Consider the following 16,485-nt stretch of genomic DNA (forward strand, 5'->3'; position numbering starts at 1 on the left):
GCTCTTCCTCGGGTCTTCGTTCGGGCGCTCTGCGGCGCTCTTTGGTGTCTGGCCGGTTCGTCTATTTGGCGTTCTCCGGCCCGCCGCGGCGGGCCATCACTCCGGCGGAAGGATCATACGCCAGGATCGAGGCGCCGAGGAACACCAGCGCGCAGCCCGCGACCACGAGCGCCGAGAAGGGCTCGAACTGGCCGTAGAGCGCGAAGCGGATCACCTCGACCGCATAGGTGAAGGGGTTCAGCGTGCAGATCCACCACAGCGCCAGGCTGCTCTCCTGCACCCGCCAGAGCGGGTAGAGCGCGGAGGAGGCGAAGAACATGGGGAAGATGACGAAGTTCATCACGCTGGCGAAGTTCTCCATCTGCCGGAACAGCGAGGACATCAGCAGCCCCATGGCGCCCAGCATCAGCCCGGTGAGCATCAGGGCGGGCAGCACGGTGAAATAGCCGATGGGCGGCAGTTCCACCTCCCAGAACCAGGCGACGGCGAGGAAGGCGTAGACCTGCAATAGCGACACGCAGATGCCGGCCGTCAGCTTGGAGACCAGCAGGAACCAGCGCGGATAGGGACTCACCAGCAGGATGCGCATCGCCCCGACCTCGCGGTCATAGACCATGGAGAGCGAGGATTGCAGCCCGTTGAAAAGCTGGATCATCGCCACCAGCCCGGGCGTCACATAGACCTCGTAGAGGACATAGGTGTCATAGGGCGGGATGATGGAAACGCCGAGCACCGAGCGGAAGCCGGCGGCGAAGATGAACAGCCATACCAGCGGGCGCACCAGCGCCGAGAGAAAGCGGCCGCGCTGGTTGAGGAAGCGCAGCCCTTCGCGCCAGCAGATGCCGACGAGCACGACAAGATAGCCTGACAGCGGCAGGCGGAAACGGCCGGGCACGCTCATGCGGCGGCCTCCGCGGCCGTGTCGCCGCCATCCCCGACCAGCTTCAGGAAGGCGGCGCCCAGTTCCGTCGCATCCGCCTGCGCGAGAATGTCCTCATAGGTGCCATCGGCACGCACGCGGCCCCGGTGCAGCACGACCACGCGGTCGCCGGGCGCGATCTCCTCGATGATGTGGGTGGCCCACAGCACGCCGAGCGATTCCTGCGCCACCAGCCGGCGCACCAGCGCCACCAGCGCGGCGCGCGAGGCGATGTCGAGGCCGACGGTCGGCTCGTCGAGAAGGAGGAGGCGCGGACGGTGGATCAGCGCGCGCACGATCTCGACCCGCCGCATCTGGCCGCCGGAGAGATTGCGCACCTTGTCGCGCGCGCGGTCGGCGAGGCCGTCCACGTCGAGCAGTTCGAGCGCCCGTCGCCGGCCGGCGGCGAAGCCGATGCCGTGCAGCGCGGCGTGATAGAGCAGGTTTTCGAGGACCGAAAGCTCAAGGTCCAGCGTGCGTGCCTGGAAGACGACGCCGAGCGCGCTCAGAGCGGCGGCCGGCTCGCGCCGCACGTCGCGGCCCAGCACGTCGATGGCGCCGCTGCGGTTGTCGTAGAGCCGTGTCACGAGCGAGAAAAGGGTGGTCTTGCCGGCGCCATTGGGGCCCAGCAGGGCGGTGAAGCTGCCGGCGGGAACCGTGAGGCTCACATCGTCCAGCGCCTTGCGCGTCCCGAACTCATGGGTGACGTGGCGTACCGCGAGTGCCGCGGGAGCCGGAGCGGCGGCGGGCGCGCCCTCGTGCGGCGGGGTGGTCATGGCATCTCCCGTCATGGCGCCTTCCGCGTCGAGAGAAGAAAAGTCCCCGGCGGCTGCCGGGGACAGTGTCACGAGGAGATTAGGCTGTCCAAACGCGGACGTCTGTCACTTCACGATGAATTCGCCCTTCATGCCGCGCTCTTCCATGCCCTTGCAGTACCAGGGATAGGTGCCCGGCTTGATCGGCACGAAGAACATCTCGGCCTCGCCTTCCTCCTCGAACTCCAGCTCGGTGAGGTGGATGGCCTTGATCTCCATGCCGCCAGCCTCGACCTTGCGCAGGAAGATGTTCTGGAACAGGCCGGGCGACTGCCAGGCGCATTCCTTCTTGCCGGTCGACTTCACGGTCAGCGAGTAGGACTTGCCGGTCTCCAGCTCGTACTTCGTCTGCGAGACGCCGAAGCCGGAATTGCCGGTACCGACGGTGAGCTCTTCAAGTTCGACCGGCTTGAGCGTCAGGTCGCCCTTGGCATAGGCGAGGCCCGAAAGGGCGAGCGTCGCGGCAGTGGCGAGAATGATGTGTTTCTTCATGGCGGTTCCTCCGAATTGGCTGTGCGATTTGTCTTGTTGGCCTACGGCACCACGACGACGCCCCAGGGGGCGCGGCCGACAGTGACGGACTTGGTGACTTTGTCGTTGGCGACGTCGATGACCGAGATGTCGTTCGAGTTGCCGTTGGTCGAGAGCAGGAACTTCTCGTCCGGCGTGAAGCCGAGCTGCCAGACGCGCTGGCCGACCAGCAGGTACTTCTCGACCTCGAGCGTCTTGGCGTTCACCACCGCGACGCGGTTGGCCGGGCCGAGCGCCACATAGGCCTTGGAGCCGTCCTTGGTGATGCGCACGCCGACCGGCTGGATCGCGTCGTCGGTCACGCCGGGGATCTTGAAGGAGATCTTCTTGATGATCTGCCAGTTGGAGGGGTCGACCACCGCGACCGTGCCGCCGACCTCGGCGGAGACCCAGAGCTGCTTGCCGTCCTTGGAGAATTCGGCGATGCGGGGGCGGGAATCGACGAGGATGTTCTCGATGATCTCGTTGTTCGAGGTGTCGACCACATGCGCCATGTTGGTCGTCTCGGACGTGTTGACCATGAACTTGCCGTCCGGGCTGATGCCCATGCCTTCCGGCTCGACGCCGACCGGGATTTCGGCGACCAGCTCGTTGTTCTCGACATTCACCACCGTGACCATGTTGTCGTCTTCGTTGGCGATGTAGAGCGGGTTGCCCGACGGGTGCAGCACGAACAGTTCCGGGTCGGGACCCGAGCGCAGCGTCTTGACCAGCTTGAGCGTGGCGGCGTCATAGACCTCGACGCGGTTGTCGTCCGAGGCGCAGACATAGATCAGCTTGCCGTCCGGGCTGGCGATGATGCCGCGCGGACGCCGGCCGGTCTTGATCGTGTCAATGACCTTCAGCGTCTCCATGTCGAGCACGGTCATCGTGTGATCGCGCTCATTGGTGACGAAGGCGCGCGGGCTGGCTTCGGCGGGCAGGGCGTCGACCAGCAGCAGCCCCGCGAGGGCGGCGATGCCGGTCGACAGCATGATCGGACGTTTCATCGTTTCCTCCTGGCAATTATTTGATTTTATTGAATCTATTGGAACTTGCAGGCCGACTCAGGCCGGTCGAAGCCGAGCGTGTCGAGCGGCGACGTCTGGTGCAGGAAGCCGGCCTGCGGGGAGAGCGTCACCGTGTTGGTGGCGTGGGTGAGCAGGATCGGCTGGCGCAACTGGTGATCCCAGTCGCGGAACGAGGCGGCGACGCCCTTGAACACCGGCAGGTCGTAATCCGGCGAGAGCATCTGTGCCGTCACCTTGGCGGGGTCGCTGTTGCGGGTCTTGAGGCTGGCCGAGCCGACCGCGAACACGCCCTGCCACATCTGGAAGTCGAGCGGCTGCATCAGGCGCTTGGACTGCTTGAAGAAGCGGCTCTGGAGCTGCGAGGCGCCCCAGTTCTCCATGGTCGGGTGCCAGGACAGCGGCATAAGCCCCTGCGTGCCGGCGATGGGGCGCGACAGCCATGTGTTGTAGGGCAGGATGTCGCCGAACTCGCCGAGTTCGTCGGCGACGACCAGCATGTCGTACTCGCCCACCTGGGTGCCGCGCGGCACCTCGGACTGGGCGGTGGCGCGCGCGTCGGGGCCGTAGTCCCATGTCTTCTCGGCGACGATCTTGGCGCCGAACTTCTTCGCCGAGCGCCGCACGGCCTCGGCATAGAGCCTGTCGCCGTCGGTGCGCCCGACCATCAGGAACCAGTTGCGCCAGCGCTTGGTGACGAGGAACTGGGCCAGGGCGTCGGCCAGCATGGCCCGGCTGGGGGCGATGTGGAACACGTTGGCGCGGCAGTCCTGCTGACGCAGCCGGTCGTCGCTGGCGCCGACATTGATGAAGACGACGTTCTGCCCCTTGAAGGCGTCGGCGATCTTCACAAGCTGGTCCGCCGGCACGTCGAGCAGGATGAAACCGTTGCCCGCGTCGACCAGCTTCTGCACCGCCGGCAGCGGGTCGCCCTCGGTCGGCACGGTTTCGGTCGTCAGCTTGTAGTCGAGCTTGAGGAAGCGTCCGCTGGTGAGGTTGTCGCGGATGCCGAGTTGTGCGCCGGCGAGGCCAAGGTCGTCGGGGGGCATCTGCAGCGGGGCGATCCAGGGCGGCGGCACGGGAAGCTGGCGCACCACCCCGATGCGGAAAGTCTGCTCGGGCGCGATCGCGGCCGCCGGCTTAGCCGCCAGCGGCGGCGGTGACGTTACGGCAGGCGCGCTCGTGCCCGCATCCTGCGCGCGGGCGGGCAGGGGAGCCAGGCTTGCACAACCCGCCGCGATCAGCGCCGCTGCCGCGACGCTTGCCATCCATCTCATTGGTCGTCCATCCCACGGCTGGTGTTGTTGTCCGGGACAGTGTCTTCGGAACTTTTCTCAGGTGCCGTGGGAAAACTCTACGCAATCGGAAACAAGCATTCAATAAAATTGCGAGTATAAGAAACTAATAAGAAAATGTAACGTCCCTGTTATTCGAAGCTTAGCACATGTATTGCAATCGGGAACTTTTTCCCGGTCACTTGCGGGAGAACATTCCGGCGATATGATTGGCGCAGGGTGAAGAATGCCCGATCGCTGGAGGCGAAGCGTGACGAAACCCGTGAATCGTGTCGGCCTGATGCTGGCAGCCGCGCTTGGCCTCTGCGTCCTTGCCGGCGAGGCGGGGGCGGCGACGCGCGTGGCGGTGTTCGACTTCGAACTGCTCGACACCAGCAGCGAGGTCGACATTCGCGGCCCGAAGCCGGAGGAGATGCGCCGGCTCGCGCTCATCACCGACGAGGTGAAGCGGCGCATGGCCGCCGCCGGCTACGACATCGTCGATCTGGCGCCGGCGAAGGCGCGCATCGAGGACGCCACGCCGTTTCGCAACTGCAATGGCTGCGAACTGCCGATCGCCCGGGATATCGGCGCCAACATCGAGGTGATCGGGCTGGTACAGAAGGTCTCCAACCTCATCCTCAACATCAACTTCCAGATCCGCGACGTGGAGACCGGGCAGGTGCTGCGCGCCGGCAGCGCTGACATCCGCAACAACACCGATGAATCCTGGCTGCGCGGCGTGTCCTATCTCGTGCGCAATCGCCTGCTCGATCCGCCGCCGACCGGGAAAGCCGCGCCATGAAGACCGCCTTCACCTCCGCCGCCCTCTCGCGCCGCCGGCTGCTGGCCGGGGCCGCCGGTCTGGCGGGCCTCGCCTGCCTGCCGTTGCCCGGCGCGGCGCAGGAGGCCGCACCCGGCGCGCCTTCCTGGCGGCTGCGCGTCGGCACGCTGAAATTCGGCACGCTCAACTGGCTGCTGGAGACCATCCGCGCCGAGGGCTTCGACACGCGCGAGGGGCTGGCGCTGGAAAGCGTCGACTTCGCCGGCGGGCAGGCGACGACGGTTGCGCTTCAGGCGGGCGACATCGACCTTATCGTCAGCGACTGGCTGTGGGCGCTGCGCCGCACGCAGGACGGCGAGCGCATGCGCTTCGCCCCATTCTCCAACGCGCTCGGCGCGCTCATGGTCGCGGCCGATGGCCCGGTGAAGGGGCTCGCCGACCTCAAGGGCCGCAAGATCGGCGTCGCTGGCGGCGCGCTCGACAAGAGCTGGCTGCTGCTGCGGGCCTATTACAAGGCGCAGGCCGGCACCGATCTCGCCGAGGCCGCCGAGCCGGTGTTCGGCGCCGCGCCTCTGGTCAGCGAGCAGCTCGCGCTCGGCCGCGTCGATGCCGTGCTCACCTTCTGGCCCTATGCGGCGCGGCTCGATGCGCGCGGCTTCCGCCGGCTGCTCGACGTGAAGGAGATCGTGCGCGGGCTGGGCATCGACCCCACGCCGCCGCTGGTCGGCTTCATCTGGCGCAACGCCGTCATGACCGAGCGGGGAGGGGCGATCTCCGCCTTCCTGCGCGCGGCGGCGTCCGCGAACCGGGTGCTGGCGACCGACAACGCCGCGTGGGAGCGCCTGCGCCCGCTGATGCAGGCCGGCGACGATGCCGAGTTCGCGCGGCTGCGCGACTATTACCGCGCCGGCATTCCCGGCACCTTCGGCGAAGCCGGGCGCGCCTCCTGCGCGAAACTCTACGACGTGCTGGCGCAGATCGGCGGGCCGGAACTCGTCGGGCCGAATCCCGGATTCGACCGCTCGCTGTTCGGCCCCGTGGGCGAGTGAGGCCGGCGTGTCGACGCTCGCCCGCCTGCTGCTGACCGGGCTTTCGCTGGCCGCGCTGCTTCTCGTCTGGCAGGTGGCCGCGTGGTGGGCGGCCTCGCCTCTGCTTCCCGATCCCGCCGCCGTGGTCGAGGCGGGCATGCGCGCGACGCAGACGGGCGTTCTGCCGTCGAGCATCGCCATCACGCTCGGCCGGGTCGCGGCCAGTTTTCTCATCGCCATGGTGGTCGGCTCGGCCATCGGCATCGTGCTGGGGCGCTCGCTGGCGCTGAACGAGGTGTTCGGCCCGTGGGTCATCGTGCTGCTGAACCTGCCGGCGCTGGTGGTCATCATCCTCTGCTACGTCTGGTTCGGCCTCACCGAGGCGGCGGCGATCACGGCGGTATCGATCAATAAGATCCCCAATGTCGCCGTCACCATGCGCGAGGGCGCCGCCGCGCTGTCGCGCGACCTCGACGAGATGGCGCGCGTCTACCGGCTGGGACCGCTGGGCACATTGCGCCATGTGGTGCTGCCGCAACTCGTGCCGTTCTTCGCCGCGAGTGCGCGCTCCGGCCTCGCGCTGACCTGGAAGATCGTGCTGGTGGTCGAACTGCTCGGCCGTTCCAATGGCGTCGGCTTCGAGTTGCAGACGGCGTTCCAGTTGTTCGACGTCGCCACCATCCTCGCCTATGCGCTGGCCTTTACCGCCGTGGTGCAGTTCATCGAGGTCGGCCTGCTGCAACCCTGGGAGCGGCGCGCTAGCCGGTGGCGGCGATGAGCGCGCTGGTTCTCGATATCGCCGGGAAGATCTACCCGGCACAGGCCGGCGCCCCGGCACGCGAGATCTTCCGCGACTTCCGCCTCGACGTCGCGGCGGGCGAGTTCCTCGTGCTGCTCGGCGCCTCGGGCCTCGGCAAGACGACGCTGCTCAACATCGTCGCCGACCTCGACCGCGGCTTTCGCGGCGCGGTGCGCTTTCCGGCGGAAACGGGACGCCCTCGCATCGCCTACGCCTTCCAGAATCCGCGCCTGCTGCCCTGGCGGACGGTGCTGGAGAATATCGCGCTGGTGCTGCCGCCCGGCGAGGAGAGCCGACGCCGGGCGCTCGCCATGCTGGGCGAGGTGGGGCTGGCGGAACTCGCCGATGCCTATCCCGAGCGGCTGTCGCTCGGCCAGCAGCGCCGCGTGGCGCTGGCGCGCGCCTTCGTCATCGAGCCGGACGTGCTGCTGATGGACGAGCCCTTCGTCTCGCTGGACGAGGCGGGCGCGGCGCGCCTGCGTGTGCTGCTGCGCCGGCTGCTGGCGCAGCGGGCCGCCACGGTGCTGTTCGTCACCCATGACAGCGCCGAGGCGGTGGAACTGGCGAGCCGGATCGTCGTTCTGGACGGCACGCCCGCCCGCATCGTCCGCGACCTGCCGGTGCGCCTGTCGCCCGAGGAACGGGCCGACCCGGCCCGCATCGAGGAACTGCGCCGGAAGATCAGCGCCGACGGCTCCGGCCAATAAAAAGGCCCGGAACCAGAGGTTCCGGGCCGGGGGGCATTGGCTTGAGAAAGGCGGTTTGCCGCCTTCTCCGTAGCGCCAAGCGACGGCGGGTGTGCCGTCACTTGTTCAGGAATATCGCCGCCAACCGCTGGAGCAGGCCCTTCGGATATTGGGCCGCGGGCGGAGCTGTTGTCTGCCCAGGGTTGCTTCCGATCTAAGCGGCGAAGGGGTGCTTGGCCGAGGCGGCCTGAGCAAGTACTTCCTTGATCGAAGGCGAGCCGTCGACGGCGCGCTTCAGGGCTTCCTTGGTCGCCTGGTAGTTGAACTGCTGGATCTTGGCGTCGTCCGCCGCTTCCCAGTGGATGAACACGCCGACCGAGATGAACAGGTCGTCGGCTTCTTCCTCGGGGATCACGCCCTCGGCCACGCTGTCGACGACAGCCTTGGCGACGGCGTACTGGGCGGGGCCGAACATCTGGACGGCCTGACGGGCGTCCTTGATCGTCACCTTGTTGAACAGGATGGTGTTCGGCTTGGCGAGCAGGTTCGGGGTCACCACCGCGAGCAGCGAGGTGAAGCCGTCCTTGTTGTTCGTCAGCGCGTTGACGAAGGCGCTCTCCGCCGCCGAGCCGCGCGGCCCGATGATGAGGTCGATATGCGCGACTTCGTTGCCATCGCCCACCAGCGACTCGCCGATGAGTACCTTATTGATCTTGGCCATCTATTCCTCCCAGAACGGGGTTGCATGACGGAGGGCCGGGTATGCCCTCCAGAGATGTCCCGGCTATCTTTGTTGCAGCGTTTGGAACACCAAACCGGTTGGCCCGATAGCGCGACCAGACACGTTACGGGCGTGAGACTAGGCCCGCTTCCTCTTTATCCGCAAGGGATTCTTCAGGCGTGTGACGCGGCGGCATCCGCTTGCCCCATGCTTTCTCGCCGAAGATCGTGAACGGGGTGAACTGTTGCGAAGCGCGGCGCCATGGTTAAAACTTCGGCAGACCGGCTGCGCAGCCGGTGCCGCGCGCGGCGAGGGCACAGTGCGTGCCGCTCACCGGATACCGGGACGGTATTTTGGTGTGGATAACGGTGGCGTGGTTCTTGCTGCGTTGAGGCGTAGGCCGGGTTGGTGCAACTGCCGCGGGCGGTGTATGCCGCCATCCTTGGCCTGACGGAGGAAATGCTCGGGCGACGTCTTCAACCACGCCTCGAGGACTATTCATGGAGCTTATTCTCTCGATCTGCCTCATTGCGAGCCCCGGCACCTGCCGCGAGGAGCCCGTTTCCGTCGGCTTCGAACGGCCGCCGGCGCCTTTCCAGTGCATGATGGATGCGCCGGTGCGGATCGCCGAGTGGAGCGAGACCCATCCCAAGTGGAAGGTCACGAAGTGGCGCTGCTCCGCTCCCGGCGTGGCCGGCCGCGACATCTGAGGCGTCCCGCCGGGCGTCCGGTTTCTGCTGCGCCGCAGCGTGCGCGCGCGCGCCGTCCGTGGGATCATCGCCGCGCCATCCCAGTCCGGGTGGCGTAGATCGGTGAGACGCCATGGGGCGTGGCTTGTTCTCGTCGCTCAGGGCGCGCATGGCACTTCTGCTGTCCGTCGCCGTGCTGGTGACGGTGGCTTCGACGGTGCTGCTGGTGTTCGCGCTCGGCGCGGCGAACACGCAGCTTGACCGTCTGGTGTCGGCGCAGAACCGTCTCGAACTGCTATCGGCGATTTCGGGGCGCATGGGCGACTACGCGCTCACCTCGCTTCAGACCGCGCAGCAGCCGGGCGAGCGCACGCGGGAAGCGCTGGTGTCCGCGCGCGCGGCGGCGCTTGCGGCGTTCGACCGCTTCGAGAAAACGCTCGGCGACGACGTTCAGCGGTTTCAGGACGAGGAGCAGCGCACGCTGATGGCGGCGCGCAGCCGCACGCTCGCGCGTCTCCGGGCACAGTTCGAGGTGCTCGACCGCCAGGTCCAGGCGGCGCTCCTCCGTCCCGATCCCGGCATGAATGTCCGCGTGGTGCTCGATGTCTTCGCCGCCGGCTTCGGCAGCCCGCTGAGCCAGGCGATGGAAGAGGAGCGCACCACGGCCCATGAGGCGCAGGCCTCGGTGCGCGAGCTGCGCGAGCGCACCATACGCTGGGGGCTGATCGGCGTCGCGTTCGCCTGCATCGTGGCCGTGTTTCTCTATCACCGGCTTGGCCGTTCGCTGGTCAACCGCGTGGCCGACGTCGCCGCCGCCGCCGCCGACATCGCGCGCGGGCGCTCCGATACCCGCGTCAAGGTGACCGGGCACGACGAACTCAGCCTCGCCATGGCGCGGTTCAACCGCATGGCCGCCCATCTCGCCCGCCGCGAGGAGCGGCTGGTGTCGGCCCAGCGCCATCTGCGCGAGACGGTCGATGCCCGCACCGCCGAGCTGCGCGCCGCCAACCGGCGGCTGGAGGATGTCGACCTCGCGCGACGGCGCTTCTTCACCGATGTGAGCCATGAACTGCGCACGCCGCTGACCGTGATCCTCGGCGAGGTGGAGATCACGCTGCGCCCGGCCAATCCCCGCGAGGAGGATCTGCGCGCGGCGCTGCTGGTGATCCAGTCGCGGGCGCGGCGTCTGCACCGGCGCGTCGAGGACCTGCTCCGCATCGCCCGTTCCGAGAGCGGGCAGATCGAACTCGACCGCTCACCCTTCCTCGTCGCCGACCTGCTGGCCGACGTGCGCGAGAGCATGTTGCCGGTCGCCCGTGCCGGCGGCCTCGCTTTGGAAGCGCGCTGCGCGCCGGACGACCTCGCCGTCGATGCCGACCGCGACTGGCTGCGCCAGACCTTCGACGGCCTCGTCGCCAATGCGGTGCGGCATTCGCCGCCCGGCGAGACGGTGTTCCTCGAAGCCCGCCGCGAAGGGGGGGATGTGGTGATCAAGGTGCGCGACCGTGGCACCGGCATCGCCGCCGACGAACTGCCGCACGTGTTCGAGCGGTTCTGGCGCGGCACCGCCGGCGCGCGCGAGGGCACCGGGTTCGGCATCGGGCTGGCGCTGGCGAAATGGATCGTCGACCGCCATGGTGGTCGCATAGAAATCGAAAGCGGCACGGGCGGCAGCGAGGGCAGGGGCGGCACCTGCGTGAGCGTGCGCCTTCCGGTCCCGGTGCCGGACACAACGCTGGAGGCAGCCCAATGAACATTCTGATCGTCGAGGACGATCCCGACATCGGCTCGCTGCTGCGGCGCGGCTTCTCGTCCGAGGCCTACCAGGTCGAGCTTGTGGGCGATGGCGAGCAGGCGCTGCGCGCGGCCAATGGCAAGGCGTGGGAGGCCATCATCCTCGATGTCATGCTGCCCGGCCGCTCCGGCATCGAGGTGTGCAAGGCGATGCGCGCGGGTGGCCAGACCGCGCCGATCATCATGCTGTCCGCACGCTCCAGCGTGAACGAGCGCACCGAGGGGCTGATGGCCGGGGCGGACGACTATATCGTCAAGCCCTTCGCCTTCGAGGAACTGCTGGCGCGGGTGAAGGTGCAGGCCCTGCGCCGCAACGGCGAAAGCGAGCCGCGCGCGCTCGAAGTGGGCGCGCTCAGCCTCGATCTCGACACCCGTCAGGCGCAGCTCGGCGGTACGCGCGTGCGGCTCACCGAGCGCGAGGTGGAACTGCTGGCGCTGCTCATGCGCCATACCGGGGAACCGTTGTCGCGGGCCGACATCTTCGCGGCGCTGTGGGCGGGCCATGGCGGCGCCTCGCTCAACGTGGTCGACGTCTATGTCGGCTATCTCCGCCACAAGCTGGCCGAAGCCCTGCCGGATGGCGGTCAACTGATCGTGACGGTGCGCGGGCGCGGCTTCATGCTTGAAGTTCCGTCAGCGTGAACGAGGCGCGCGTGCCGCAGCGACAGAAAGGCTTGATGGCCTTTCATGTGGTATTATGTGTACCTGTTTAATTGTGGTGCGTCTTTCTTGACGAATGAACGAATGATCATCACATTGCTTTTGCGGTTCTAATCACCGCAAATCAACGCAATCTCTTATGATCTTCTTATGAAGTATAAAGAGGTTGAAATACCGAGGAGGAAGAAATGGCCTGGACCACTCCGCGTATCGTCGAAGTCTGCGTCGGCATGGAAGTCAACGCCTACTATCCGGCGGATTTCTGAGCCTTAAGGGGCGGGGTGTCGCGATATCGGTTTGCCGATGCTCACGTTCCCGCCCCGCTTAAGGCTTGTCGTCCTGGGATCGGCCGCTGGCGGCGGATTCCCGCAATGGAACTGCCGCTGCGCGGTCTGTTCCCTTGCCTGGGCCGGCGACCCGAGGGTGCGTCGCCGCACCCAGGCATCGGTCGCCGTGAGCGCCGATGGCGTCCATTGGGCGCTGGTGAACTGCGCTCCGGAAGTCCTGTCGCAGATTCAGGCCGTGCCCGCGCTGCACCCGCAGGCGGGGCTCCGGCATTCCCCGGTGTCGGCCGTGCTCCTGACCAATGCCGACATCGACCATGTCGCAGGGCTTCTCAGCCTGCGCGAGGCACAGCCCTTCTCGTTGCTGGCGACGCCCGCCGTGCATGAGGTGCTGCGGACCAGCAGCGCCTTCGACGTGCTGGCGGAAGGCGTGGTGGAGCGCCGGCCGGTCGAGCTTGGCGCCTCCTTCGAACTGGTCGAGGGCGTCAGCGCGACCATCTTCCCCGTACCCGGCAAGATCGCGCTCTATCTCGAAGCGCGCGAGGAGGCCGAGAAGGGGCGCCTCGTCACCGATATCGAGGGCGAGCAGACCATCGGCGTCGAACTCTCGGCCGGCGGGCGGCGGGTGCTCTACATCCCCGGCTGCGCGGCGATGACCGACGCGCTGCGCGAGCGCCTGGAAGGCGCCGACGTCGTGCTGTTCGACGGCACGCTCTGGCGCGACGACGAGATGGTCCGTGCCGGCGTCGGAACCAAGACCGGCGCGCGCATGGGCCACATGTCGATGTCCGGCGAAGGCGGATCGATAGAAGCTTTGCGAAAGGTCAAGGTCGGCCGTAAAATCTATGTCCACATCAATAACACCAATCCGGTGCTCGTTGATGGCTCCGAAGAGCGGATAACGGCGAATAAAGCCGGATGGGAAATCGCTCAAGACGGGATGGAGATTGCCTTATGACTACGCTTCTTTCGCCGGAAGAACTGGAAGCGCGCCTGCGTGACGTCGGTGCACGGCGCTATCACAGCCTGCACCCCTTCCATAAGCTTCTGCACAACGGTGAGCTCAGCTTCGGCCAGGTGCAGGCTTGGGCGCTCAACCGCTACTATTATCAGGCGATGATCCCGGTGAAGGATTCCGCCATCCTCGCCCGCATGGAGGAGCCGGAGCTGCGCCGCGTGTGGCGCCAGCGCATCGTCGACCATGACGGCAACCATGAAGGGGAGGGCGGCATCGCCCGCTGGCTGAAGCTCACCGACGGGCTCGGCCTCGACCGCCATTACGTCACCTCGCTGGAAGGGCTGCTGCCCGCCACCCGCTTCGCGGTGGACGCCTATGTGCATTTCGTCCGCGAGAAGAGCCTGCTGGAGGCGATCGCCTCCTCGCTCACGGAGATGTTCTCGCCCGGCATCATCGGCGAGCGTGTCGCCGGCATGCTGAAGAACTACGATTTCGTCTCCAAGGAGACGCTGGCCTATTTCCAGAACCGCCTCACCGAAGCGCCGCGCGATGCCGATTTCGCGCTCGCCTATGTGAAGGAGCACGCCCGCACCCCGGCCCAGCAGGCCGCCGCGATCCGTGCGCTCGAATTCAAGTGCGACGTGCTCTGGGTGCAGCTCGACGCGCTTTATTTCGCCTATGTCGACCCGAAGATGGCCTATCCGGGCAAGTTCGTCCCGAAGGAATGAGATGTCCGGCACCCCGGGCGGCCGGCACGGTCGCCCGGGGGCGTCGGCGGAGCCGGACGGCGCCGATGGAAAGAGAGACGTGATGACCGCCATTCTTGCCGCGACCGGCGTTCCCAAGCTTGCGCGCGGCGTGCGCCTGCGCAACGACGAGGCGCGCGGCCAGTGGGTGCTGCTGGCGCCCGAGCGCGTGCTCAATCCCGATCCGGTCGCCGTCGAGATCCTGAAGAAGGTGGACGGCGCGCGCTCCATCGACACCATCGTCGACGAGCTGGCGAGCACCTTCAGCGTGGAGCGCGAGCGGGTGGCGGGCGATGTCGATTCCTTCCTCGCCGGTCTGGTCGAGAAGGGCATGATCGAGCTGGCCGTGCCGAGCATCGGAGATGCAGCGTCATGAATGTTATCGCCCCCGCCACGCACGCCGAGGCGCCGGTGCGCCCGGCGCCGCCCGCGCCCTATGGCATGCTCGCGGAGCTGACCCATCGCTGCCCGCTGCAATGCCCCTATTGCTCGAACCCGGTCGATCTCGACCGCCGCAATGTCGAGCTCGATACCGAGACCTGGCTGCGCGTGTTCTCCGAGGCCGCCAAGCTCGGCGTGCTGCAGGTCCACCTTTCCGGCGGCGAGCCGACCGCCCGGCGCGATCTGGAGGTGATGATCCGCCATTGCGTCGAGGTCGGGCTCTACACCAACCTGATCACCGCCGGCGTCGGCGTGACGCCCGAGCGCCTGCAGTCCATCTCGGATGCCGGCGTCGACCATGTGCAGCTGTCCTTCCAGGGCGCGACGCCCGAGATCACCGACAAGGTGTCGAACTATCGCGGCGCCCATGAGCGCAAGCTCGCCGTGGCGCGCGAGGTGCGCCGGCTCGGCCTGCCGCTCACCGTCAATTCGGTGGTGCACCGGGCCAACATCCACCAGATCCCCGCCTTCATCGATCTGGCGCTCGACCTCGGCGCCAAGCGCATCGAGATCGCCCATTCGCAATATTACGGCTGGGCGCTGCGCAACCGCGGTGCGCTGATGCCGACCCGCGATCAGGTGTTCTGGGCGCTCGACGTGGTGGAGGAGGCGCGCGCGCGGCTCAAGGGCCAGCTGACCATCGACGCGGTGGTGCCGGACTATTACGCGAAGTACCCCAAGCCCTGCATGAATGGCTGGGGCCGCCAGTCGCTCAACGTCACGCCGTCCGGCAAGGTGCTGCCCTGCCACGCCGCCGAAACCATTCCCAGCCTCGATTTCTGGAACGTGCGCGAACATTCGCTCAGCGATGTGTGGCTGAACTCGCCGGCCTTCAACGCGTTTCGCGGCACCGACTGGATGCCGGATCTGTGCCGGAGCTGCGAGCGCAAGGAACTCGACTGGGGCGGCTGCCGCTGCCAGGCGATGGCCATTGCCGGCGACGCGGCCGCCACAGACCCCGCCTGCCACAAATCGCCCCTGCATGCCCATCTGCTGGCGCTGGCCGAGGCCGACGCGACGGGCAGCGAGGATTATGATTACCGGCGCTATGCGGCGCCGGACCGTACCAGCTGATCCGGGAGTGCCATTCATGTTGCGTAGGGCGAAGAGATTTGCCGGCCCGCTTTTCGCTGCGGCCTGCCTGATGGCCGCCGGTGCTGCGCTGGCGGCGCCGCCCGCCACGCCGACGGCGGGGCAACTCTTTTTCGAGACGCCGTATCTGGCGAAGGTCGCCCCCGGCACGACGCTGAACTACAGCTACAAGCACGTCGCCGCCGAGGCCAAGCTTGGCGAGAGCTTCGACGAGACGCTGGCGATGGCGGTGACGGCCCCGGCGGACGATCCTACCAAGCGTGTCGCCGACGTCGCCATCCATCGCGGCGACCGGGAAGGCGAGGCGGGGCCCTTTCCCACGCTGAACGGCAACCCGATCGCGCTGATTCTGCTTGAACGCGACGTGAAGGAGATGGCGCAGCTCACCAAGGGCAGCCCCTTCTACCTGCGCAACCGCGTGCGCGAGAATCTCGGCACCGGCAAGGTCGAACCGGCGCGCTTCACCTATGACGGCAAGGAAGTGGAGGGCTGGAAGCTCAGCTTCACGCCCTTCATCCAGGACCCGAACAAGGACAAGCTGCTCGAGCTGGCCGGGCGCCGCTACGAGTTCCTGTTCTCGGACGCGGTGCCGGGCGGCCTTTATTCCATCGACGTCGTCACGCCCAAGGCGGACGGCTCGTCCAACATCATCGAGACCCGCCTCGCCTTCACCGGTGCGACCAGCACGCCGACGGCGAAGTAGACGGGCGACCGGGAGAGACGCCATGTGGAAGAACGCCATGCGGAACGGAAGGCGCGTTCGAGGGGTCAAGCTGATGGGCACGCCGGCGCGGTTCGCGTCGGCGACGCTCGTCGCGCTTGCGCTGGGGGCTGGGGGCGCGGTGGCGCAGGAGGCCGGCGCGACGACAAGCTCGGGCCTCAGCGTCGGCCTCGCGCCGGGCGTCACTCCCGGCGTCTCCCGGCCTGCGACCTCCGGGCCGGCGGCCGGGCTGATCAACGACTATCCGACGGTGGCGCGCGCCGACTACGTGTTCGGCTGCATGGCGGCGAACGGCCAGACCCGGCCGGCGCTGGAAAAGTGCTCCTGCTCGATCGACACCATCGCGACCATCCTGCCCTATGAACGCTATGTCGAGGCCGAGACCATCCTCAGCGTCGGACAGGTCGCCGGCCATCAGTCCGAGCTGTTCCGCTCGGCCGGCATCTTCCGCGACATCGTGGCCGACCTGCGCCGGGCGCAGGCGGAAGCGGAAGTCACCTGCTTCTACTGAGGCCGGTTTGCCCGTGAAGACGGGC

General features: G+C 67.4%; 18 protein-coding genes and 1 pseudogene. 13 read left to right on the forward strand and 6 right to left on the reverse strand.

Annotation, left to right across the window (positions count from 1 at the left end):
• Positions 1-61: 61 nt before the first annotated feature.
• From GBB76_RS01705 to GBB76_RS01725, 5 genes are all read right to left on the reverse strand, one after another.
• Positions 62-901, reverse strand: coding sequence for an ABC transporter permease (locus GBB76_RS01705; RefSeq protein ID WP_202911147.1), 840 nt, complete (start codon positions 899-901; stop codon positions 62-64).
• Positions 898-1,695 (reverse strand): ABC transporter ATP-binding protein, encoded by a 798-nt coding sequence (locus GBB76_RS01710; protein WP_152301689.1) that lies wholly within the window; start codon positions 1,693-1,695, stop codon positions 898-900. The genes GBB76_RS01705 and GBB76_RS01710 overlap by 4 nt, the downstream gene beginning before the upstream one ends.
• A 105-nt stretch (positions 1,696-1,800) precedes the next feature.
• Positions 1,801-2,226 (reverse strand): copper-binding protein, encoded by a 426-nt coding sequence (locus GBB76_RS01715; protein ID WP_152301690.1) that lies wholly within the window; start codon positions 2,224-2,226, stop codon positions 1,801-1,803.
• Positions 2,227-2,267: 41 nt separating this feature from the next.
• Positions 2,268-3,254 (reverse strand): PQQ-dependent catabolism-associated beta-propeller protein, encoded by a 987-nt coding sequence (locus tag GBB76_RS01720; protein WP_152301691.1) that lies wholly within the window; start codon positions 3,252-3,254, stop codon positions 2,268-2,270.
• Between the two features lie 35 nt (positions 3,255-3,289).
• The gene (locus tag GBB76_RS01725; RefSeq protein WP_152301692.1) at positions 3,290-4,549 is read right to left on the reverse strand and encodes an ABC transporter substrate-binding protein; all 1,260 of its coding nucleotides are present in this window, start codon (positions 4,547-4,549) and stop codon (positions 3,290-3,292) included.
• Between the two features lie 268 nt (positions 4,550-4,817).
• Between GBB76_RS01725 and GBB76_RS01730 the strand changes: the two genes are divergently transcribed.
• The 4 genes from GBB76_RS01730 to GBB76_RS01745 are packed head-to-tail and all read left to right on the forward strand — an operon-like array spanning position 4,818 to position 7,864.
• Positions 4,818-5,351, forward strand: a complete 534-nt coding sequence (locus GBB76_RS01730) for a DUF3280 domain-containing protein (RefSeq protein WP_246669000.1) — start codon at positions 4,818-4,820, stop codon at positions 5,349-5,351.
• A complete protein-coding gene (locus GBB76_RS01735; RefSeq protein WP_152301694.1) occupies positions 5,348-6,379 on the forward strand; it encodes an ABC transporter substrate-binding protein in 1,032 nt (343 codons plus the stop codon). Before GBB76_RS01730 ends, GBB76_RS01735 begins: the two co-directional genes overlap by 4 nt.
• A 7-nt stretch (positions 6,380-6,386) precedes the next feature.
• Positions 6,387-7,136, forward strand: a complete 750-nt coding sequence (locus GBB76_RS01740) for an ABC transporter permease (protein ID WP_152301695.1) — start codon at positions 6,387-6,389, stop codon at positions 7,134-7,136.
• Positions 7,133-7,864 carry an ABC transporter ATP-binding protein gene (locus tag GBB76_RS01745; protein WP_246669001.1) on the forward strand — a complete coding sequence of 244 codons (732 nt, stop codon included), beginning with the start codon at positions 7,133-7,135 and terminating at the stop codon, positions 7,862-7,864. Before GBB76_RS01740 ends, GBB76_RS01745 begins: the two co-directional genes overlap by 4 nt.
• Positions 7,865-8,057: 193 nt before the next feature.
• Here GBB76_RS01745 and fae read toward each other — a convergent pair whose 3' ends face one another.
• Positions 8,058-8,564, reverse strand: a complete 507-nt coding sequence (fae, locus tag GBB76_RS01750; protein WP_152301697.1) for a formaldehyde-activating enzyme — start codon at positions 8,562-8,564, stop codon at positions 8,058-8,060.
• 500 nt (positions 8,565-9,064) lie between these two features.
• Here fae and GBB76_RS01755 point away from each other — a divergent pair, with 500 nt between their 5' ends.
• From GBB76_RS01755 to GBB76_RS01800, 9 genes and pseudogenes are all read left to right on the forward strand, one after another.
• The gene (locus tag GBB76_RS01755) at positions 9,065-9,274 is read left to right on the forward strand and encodes a hypothetical protein (RefSeq protein WP_152301698.1); all 210 of its coding nucleotides are present in this window, start codon (positions 9,065-9,067) and stop codon (positions 9,272-9,274) included.
• A 148-nt stretch (positions 9,275-9,422) separates the two neighbouring features.
• Positions 9,423-11,006 carry a HAMP domain-containing sensor histidine kinase gene (locus GBB76_RS01760; protein WP_246669002.1) on the forward strand — a complete coding sequence of 528 codons (1,584 nt, stop codon included), beginning with the start codon at positions 9,423-9,425 and terminating at the stop codon, positions 11,004-11,006.
• Complete coding sequence (locus GBB76_RS01765) at positions 11,003-11,689, forward strand: response regulator transcription factor (protein ID WP_152301700.1); 687 nt, start codon at positions 11,003-11,005, stop codon at positions 11,687-11,689. Before GBB76_RS01760 ends, GBB76_RS01765 begins: the two co-directional genes overlap by 4 nt.
• 206 nt (positions 11,690-11,895) lie before the next feature.
• Positions 11,896-11,973 (forward strand): pyrroloquinoline quinone precursor peptide PqqA, encoded by a 78-nt coding sequence (pqqA, locus tag GBB76_RS01770; protein WP_144343266.1) that lies wholly within the window; start codon positions 11,896-11,898, stop codon positions 11,971-11,973.
• 37 nt (positions 11,974-12,010) lie between these two features.
• Positions 12,011-12,949, forward strand: coding sequence for a pyrroloquinoline quinone biosynthesis protein PqqB (gene pqqB, locus GBB76_RS01775; RefSeq protein ID WP_152301701.1), 939 nt, complete (start codon positions 12,011-12,013; stop codon positions 12,947-12,949).
• Positions 12,910-14,071: pseudogene (gene pqqC, locus GBB76_RS18985) on the forward strand (pyrroloquinoline-quinone synthase PqqC). Before pqqB ends, pqqC begins: the two are co-directional and overlap by 40 nt.
• Positions 14,068-15,210 carry a pyrroloquinoline quinone biosynthesis protein PqqE gene (gene pqqE, locus GBB76_RS01790; protein WP_152301704.1) on the forward strand — a complete coding sequence of 381 codons (1,143 nt, stop codon included), beginning with the start codon at positions 14,068-14,070 and terminating at the stop codon, positions 15,208-15,210. The pseudogene pqqC and the gene pqqE overlap by 4 nt, the downstream one beginning before the upstream one ends.
• Before the next feature lie 70 nt (positions 15,211-15,280).
• Entirely contained in the window at positions 15,281-15,931 is a 651-nt protein-coding gene (locus GBB76_RS01795) for a hypothetical protein (RefSeq protein WP_246669003.1), read from the forward strand.
• Between the two features lie 73 nt (positions 15,932-16,004).
• Positions 16,005-16,460 carry a hypothetical protein gene (locus GBB76_RS01800; RefSeq protein WP_152304712.1) on the forward strand — a complete coding sequence of 152 codons (456 nt, stop codon included), beginning with the start codon at positions 16,005-16,007 and terminating at the stop codon, positions 16,458-16,460.
• Positions 16,461-16,485 lie beyond the last annotated feature (25 nt).

Origin of the sequence: Ancylobacter sp. TS-1 (genome assembly GCF_009223885.1) — a bacterium.
In the GTDB taxonomy this organism is placed as follows: domain Bacteria; phylum Pseudomonadota; class Alphaproteobacteria; order Rhizobiales; family Xanthobacteraceae; genus Ancylobacter.